The organism is Microcoleus sp. BR0-C5 (genome assembly GCF_036705045.1).
Classification (GTDB): Bacteria; Cyanobacteriota; Cyanobacteriia; order Cyanobacteriales; family Microcoleaceae; genus Microcoleus.
The window spans coordinates 1-3506 of sequence record NZ_JAUBTR010000162.1 but is presented as its reverse complement, the minus strand read 5'-3'; the positions used below and the strand labels follow the sequence as shown (position 1 = coordinate 3506).

At 46.9% G+C, this 3506-nt stretch carries 6 protein-coding genes; 3 read left to right on the top strand and 3 right to left on the bottom strand.

Features of this window, described 5'->3' with window-relative positions; all coding sequences use genetic code 11:
- Nucleotides 1-145 precede the first annotated feature (145 nt).
- The 3 genes from QUB08_RS31515 to QUB08_RS31505 form a co-directional block, all read right to left on the bottom strand.
- Nucleotides 146-388, bottom strand: coding sequence for a HepT-like ribonuclease domain-containing protein (locus QUB08_RS31515; protein WP_333230186.1), 243 nt, complete (start codon nt 386-388; stop codon nt 146-148).
- 92 nt (nt 389-480) lie between these two features.
- Nucleotides 481-615 carry a hypothetical protein gene (locus QUB08_RS31510; protein ID WP_333230184.1) on the bottom strand — a complete coding sequence of 45 codons (135 nt, stop codon included), beginning with the start codon at nt 613-615 and terminating at the stop codon, nt 481-483.
- 83 nt (nt 616-698) lie between these two features.
- On the bottom strand, nt 699-929 hold the full coding sequence (locus tag QUB08_RS31505) for a nucleotidyltransferase domain-containing protein (protein ID WP_333230183.1): 231 nt from the start codon (nt 927-929) through the stop codon (nt 699-701).
- Between the two features lie 165 nt (nt 930-1094).
- Between QUB08_RS31505 and QUB08_RS31500 the strand changes: the two genes are divergently transcribed.
- From QUB08_RS31500 to QUB08_RS31490, 3 genes are all read left to right on the top strand, one after another.
- On the top strand, nt 1095-1349 hold the full coding sequence (locus tag QUB08_RS31500; protein WP_333156469.1) for a hypothetical protein: 255 nt from the start codon (nt 1095-1097) through the stop codon (nt 1347-1349).
- Nucleotides 1342-1698: a type II toxin-antitoxin system RelE/ParE family toxin gene (locus QUB08_RS31495; RefSeq protein ID WP_333230180.1), complete on the top strand. Its 357-nt coding sequence runs from the start codon at nt 1342-1344 to the stop codon at nt 1696-1698. The genes QUB08_RS31500 and QUB08_RS31495 overlap by 8 nt, the downstream gene beginning before the upstream one ends.
- Before the next feature lie 157 nt (nt 1699-1855).
- A complete protein-coding gene (locus QUB08_RS31490; protein ID WP_333230178.1) occupies nt 1856-3250 on the top strand; it encodes a branched-chain amino acid ABC transporter substrate-binding protein in 1395 nt (464 codons plus the stop codon).
- The last annotated feature ends 256 nt before the right edge of the window (nt 3251-3506 follow it).

The following is a 3506-nucleotide window of genomic DNA, read 5'->3' as shown; positions in this document are numbered from 1 at the left end:
TCGAATGCAGGAACCTCGCTCTATCTTAAAAGGTAAATAGGCCTTGCGATCGAGACTTTTTCAGTGACATTGGACTTAAGTCCTCACTACAAACCGGATCGATCGCCCTCAAGCGCTAAGCCGAGGGATTTGACCGGGCATGATATCAAATATCATCAGGTAACGGTAGCAGTAATGCCTCTATTTGCACCCGCAAACCAGGCCAAATACTTGTAACAATATTCCAAATAACTTCCGAACTCACTTGGTCATAACGGTGAACTAAAATATTGCGTAAGTTAATCGCATTTCGCCAATCAATTTCGGGATGAAACTGCTGAAAATCGATCGAAACTCTCCGAGAGGCTTCGCCCAAAATCCCCAACTGCCGCTCTACGGCACTTTGCATAAAAACACTTTCAAGCCGGAGTCTCGGATGAGGCATTCGCCGTAAACTCTTGAATCCGACGGATTGCTTGCGCCATGTCCCAAAGTGAAGCACTATCCCGATCGCCCGCTTGCATAAATCACTCGATGCGTTTTCAAAATGTTCGATCGCCGATAGGGATTTTTTAACTGTTTTTTTTCCACCAAATCTACAGAACGGTGAAATAAATCCTCTATCTCTTCCTGCATAAGCTGTTCTACATTTAAACTGTGTGTCAAAAATCAATAAAACTCTTGTGGGACGGGCTTCTAGCCTGTCCCAAATCTCCAATTTAAATGCGTAACAGCTTACTCAATAAATAAGACAGCGTGAGGCGGTGCGATGACTCGTAAGTAACTAATAAATCCACATCGCTATCAGGGCGAAAATCATCCCGCAGCACCGATCCAAACAGGGCAAAATCGACAATGTTCCAGCGCGGGCAAAATTGTGCGATCGCATCTAAAGAAACTTTTAGGCGATCGCTCACTACATATTCTAAATCCGCTTGTAACTCAATCATGGGCGAGTCAACCTCAGACTACAAAATTCAGAGAATCCAAGCATTGCTATAGCAGCCGCTAATTTACCACACTTGAGCATCCCAGACACATTTAAGTTTTCGATGCAAACAAAATTTACTAGACTTACTGATAAGATGAGAGGAGCTAGATTGAGAGGTCATCTTATGTCGCCGATAAAACAACGCCTTCTAGAAGCGATCGAACGGACTCCTGAATCGCTTTTAGAGCAAACCCTGACATTCCTGGAATTTTTGACCAGTCGGACACAGACCGCGCTCGCCCCAGACTTCGACTCGGATTTTGACTCAGACACCGACTCCAACGACAAAATCCTCGCTGACCTGAAAGCCTCGCTCCACCAAGCCAAAGCGGGACAAACCTTCCCCATCGAGGAGCTCTGGGACGGCATCAATGTCTGAGATGCCAGTCCAACTCAAATTCACGGCACTTTTCAAACGTCGCCTCAAAGGACTCGCTAAAAAGTATCGCCAAATTCAAACCTATGTTCAGCCCGTCCTCGATGAGATTATCCAAGGAAACTTCATCGGAAACCTGATTGCAGGCACCCAATACACCGTTTACAAAGTCCGGGCTAAAAACAGTGATGCCCAAGTTGGTAAGAGCGGTGGCTATCGTTTGATTTATCAAGTTGAATCACCGACTCAGGTTGTTTTACACCTGATTTACTCGAAATCAGAACAAGCAAACATCTCGGCCGAGGAAATCCAAACTGCGATCGCACAATACCAAGCAGAACCAGGCGAATAAGACATTTTTCAAGTCTAAACTTTGGATATCGCCGACATTGATATCACATATGGCCCAAGTCCCGACCTTCTGGCGGCAGCAGTGTATCTTTGAGAGTTGACACAAATTTTTTAAACTTGTGCTAACTCTTGACTACATACTGACTAGAGTGAAAAATATGCAAAAACGCCAGCAACAAACCAACCAACCTATGAACTTTTCAGAAAAATCAGGGGGCAAAAGTCCCACATCCCCAAAAATCAACTCAACACACAATCTCGGCGTCGGAGGATTGCGGAAATTACTTTTTGCCGCCGGAATAGCCTCTCTGTGCGCTAGCTGTCAAAATCCTCAAGCACCCACCGCCACAACTCCCGGAGGCAGCCCCGGAACCAGTCCCGCAGCCACTCCCGTCGTAGTCAGCAGCCCCGGAGACCCAAATACTGTCAAAATTGTCTCCATGCTGCCCATGACAGGCAGCGCCTTGGGTCAAGCTCAAACAATGGTCAACGGCATCCAACAAGCCCTCGCCGAAACCAACTCCAAAGCTTGCGACGGCAAAATCCAAATCCAATACGAAGTTTTCGATGACGCCACCGCCGCCGCCGGCAAATGGGACCCGGCCCAAGTAACGTCCAACTCCAACAAAGCCGTCGCTGACGGTTCCGTAGTTGCCGTCATCGGTCACTATAACTCCGGTGCCGCCAAACTTTCCATTCCTGTGCTCAACCAAGCTAACATCGTCATGATCAGTCCGGCCAACACTTATCCGGGACTGACTAAACCAGGAAAAGGCGAAGCCAAAGAGCCTAACGTTTATTATCCCGCTGGCACTCGTAATTTCACCCGCGTTGTCCCCGCTGACGACCTTCAAGGGGCTGTAGCTGGCAACTGGGCGAAATCTTTAGGCGTACAAAAAGTCTACATTCTCGACGACCAAGAACTCTACGGCAAAGGCATCGCTGACGTTTTTGAAGCAACTTCTAAAAAGTTGGGAATTCAAGTCCTCGGAAGAGAGGGAATTGATATTAAAGCTAGCGACTATAAGGCGTTAATGAATAAGATCAAAGCTTTAAATCCAGACCTAATTTACTTCGGTGGCACTACTCAGAGCAATGCCGGACAAATAATTAAAGACATGAGAAATGTCGGAATGACGCCTGATGCAGTTAAATTCATGGGGCCCGACGGCATTAAAGAGCAAGCTTTAATTGACGCGGCAGGCAAAGATGCCGAAGGAATTTACGCTACTTTTGGCGGCTTGCCTCCTCAAGAATTAACTGGTGTCGGTGCGAAGTGGTACGAAAGTTACAAGGCAAAATATAATGCTGAACCGGAAGCTTATGCAGCTTACGCCTATGAAGCTGCTAAAGTTGCGATCGGCGCAATTAATAAAGTTTGCAAAAATGACCGCGCTGCTATCCGCGAAGCTGTCTTGGCAACTAAAGATTTTAACGGGGTACTCGGCACTTGGAGTTTTGACACCAACGGCGACACGAGCTTGACTACAATGTCAGGAAATGTTGTTAAAGGTGGCAAGTGGGAGTTCGTGAATGCGCTCAAGACGGAATAATTAGTCAGTTGTCAGTTGTCAGTTGACTGTTGTCAGTAGTGATTTTAACTGGTTCCTAGGCTCTGCTTAGGAACCAATGTAACTCTTGGTCTGCTGGGCTTTCCGATCCGAAAAATTGGAGGTAGAGCCTCCGAATCCGCGTTTCTAATATCTGCCTAGAAACGAGTAGAATGAATGTTCGTGCGATTCGTTGAAGCGTGAATCACGGTGAAAGCCCGTACATAGCCCTTCCAGCCACAAGGCTGAACTCTCGGTC